Here is a 2150-nt window from a genome sequence, read left to right as displayed (position 1 = left end):
ACGCGCGCTGGCCCTGGAGCCGAAGCTGATCGTCGCCGACGAGCCGGTCTCCGCGCTGGACGTCTCCATCCAGGCCCAGGTGGTGAACCTGCTCCAGGAGGTCCAGAAGGAACTCGGCATCGCGTTCGTCTTCATCGCCCACGACCTGGCCGTCGTCCGCCACTTCTCGCACCGGGTCGCCGTCATGTACCTGGGCAAGATCATCGAGGTGGGCGACCGCGACTCCATCTACACCCGGCCGCGCCACCCGTACACGCACGCCCTGCTGTCCGCCGTACCCGAGGTGAACCTGTCGGACGAGGACTCGGGCGGCCGCGAGCGCATCCGCCTGGCCGGTGACGTGCCGTCCCCCATCTCCCCGCCCTCCGGCTGCCGCTTCCGCACCCGCTGCTGGAAGGCCCAGGACAAGTGCGCGACCGAGGAACCCCCGCTGATCCAGATCTCCGGCAACCGCACCGGCCATCTGACGGCCTGCCACTTCCCGGAGGAGCCGACGACCGAGGCACGCGACGAGGACATCGTGCTGGACCCGGCACTGGCGGCGCTGGAGGAGGACGCCGACTGAGCGCTCCGCCCAAGGGGCCCCGCGCCCCTTCGGGGCACTGCCGAACCGCAGCGGACTTCGCCCGGCCTGCTTGAGCTAGGAGGGCCGGGCCACGGTGATGATCTCGGGGCCGGCGGGGGTGACGGGCCCCCGCCCCCAGTCGCCGTACTGCTCGACGACCGTCAGTCCGGCCTCGGCCAGGAAGCCCCCCAGGGACTCCTCGTCGAGGAAGCGGAGGACGCTGTGGCAGACCTGCGGGGCCGGCCACGTATCGCCCTCGTAGGTCTCGGTGAACCGGACCCGGCCGTCGACCAGTCCGTCACTGTGCACCTCGTGCCACACTCGCACCGGTGTGCCGTCGCCGGCGGTGATCTCGTGGACGCGCTCCGGGGTCCACCGCTCCCAGGCCCGCGCGGCCGGATTCCGCGTTTCGAACACGAACCGCCCGCCGTCGCCGAGGGCCGCGCGAACCGCTTGCAGACAGCTTCGGATCTCCTCGTCCCCGACCAGCTCCTGGAAGGCGTGCCCGGTCATGACGGCGAGGTCGAACTCCCCGTTCCACAGCCGGGTGCGCATGTCCCCGAGCACCCACTCGACGTCCGGCCGGCCCCGCCGCGCCTGTATGAGCATGGCGGGGGCCGGATCGAGCCCCATCAGCCGGCCCAGGTGCCCCTCGGCCCGGGCCCGCCGCAGCAACTGCCCGGTGCCGCACCCGATGTCCAGCACCGAACGGGCCCGAAGCACGAGACCGAGGTAGAAGTCGTCACCCGGTCCCCAGGGATTGAGGCGCTCGTAGAGCGCGGCGAGCGTGAGATCGGTAAACACATGATCTACCACCGCGGCAGTCTGACACACGATGCTGAACGGTGCGTCAGGTTCCGGAGCACTTCTTGAGGGAGTTTCAACTCTGGGCCGCAGCCGCGCCCGTGGTACGACAAAGGCCCGCGTCTGGGGAGGCGCGGGCCTTCGTCCCCTGGAAGCGGACGTTCGTGGGCTCGGGTCAATGGGCCGGTGAAAGTCCCTTCCGCAAGGGGGCGGCTGACGAAAAGGGGTGTGTCAGGCCGCCGCCTCGGGGTCCTTGGAGAGACGGTCCGCCGAGGCCCGGGGGGCGGGGATCGTCTCCTGCGTCTCAGGGTAGTGGCACGCCGTGAGATGACCGGGCTTGTTGCCCTCCACCTGCACCAGGGTGGGTGCCTCCGTCGCGCACTTCTCCGTCGCCTTCCAGCAGCGGGTGCGGAAGCGGCAGCCGGACGGCGGGTTGATCGGCGACGGCACGTCACCGGCCAGGCGGATGCGCTCGCGCGGCACCTCGTCCACCGTGGCCTCCGGTACGGCGGAGAGCAGCGCCCGGGTGTAGGGGTGGCGCGGGTTGCCGTACAGGTCGTCGCGGTCGGCGATCTCCACGATCTTGCCCAGGTACATGACGGCGACCCGGTGCGAGAAGTGGCGGACGACGGCCAGGTCGTGGGCGATGAAGACGAACGCGATGCCGAGTTCCTTCTGCACCTTCTGCAGCAGGTTCACGACCTGGGCCTGGATGGAGACGTCCAGGGCCGAGACCGGCTCGTCGGCGACGATCAGCTTCGGCTCCAGGGCCAGCGCGCGG

At 70.7% G+C, this 2150-nt stretch carries 3 protein-coding genes; 1 reads left to right on the top strand and 2 read right to left on the bottom strand.

The genetic code is table 11. The annotated features are described in order from the left end of the window. On the top strand, positions 1–565 hold a 565-nt coding region (locus LMU33_RS40690), incomplete at its 5' end, for an oligopeptide/dipeptide ABC transporter ATP-binding protein (protein WP_228627124.1). A gap of 75 nt (positions 566–640) precedes the next feature. On the opposite strand, the gene LMU33_RS40685 is transcribed toward LMU33_RS40690, so the two are convergent. Then, complete coding sequence (locus LMU33_RS40685; protein ID WP_372478164.1) at positions 641–1381, bottom strand: class I SAM-dependent methyltransferase; 741 nt, start codon at positions 1379–1381, stop codon at positions 641–643. A 219-nt stretch (positions 1382–1600) separates the two neighbouring features. Then, positions 1601–2150, bottom strand: a 550-nt coding sequence (locus tag LMU33_RS40680) for an oligopeptide/dipeptide ABC transporter ATP-binding protein (protein ID WP_228627120.1), incomplete at its 5' end; no start/stop codon positions are given.

The organism is Streptomyces barringtoniae (genome assembly GCF_020819595.1).
GTDB lineage: Bacteria > Actinomycetota > Actinomycetes > Streptomycetales > Streptomycetaceae > Streptomyces > Streptomyces barringtoniae.
The sequence above is the reverse complement of the archived record's forward strand: the minus strand, read 5'-3'. Positions and strand labels throughout refer to the sequence as shown.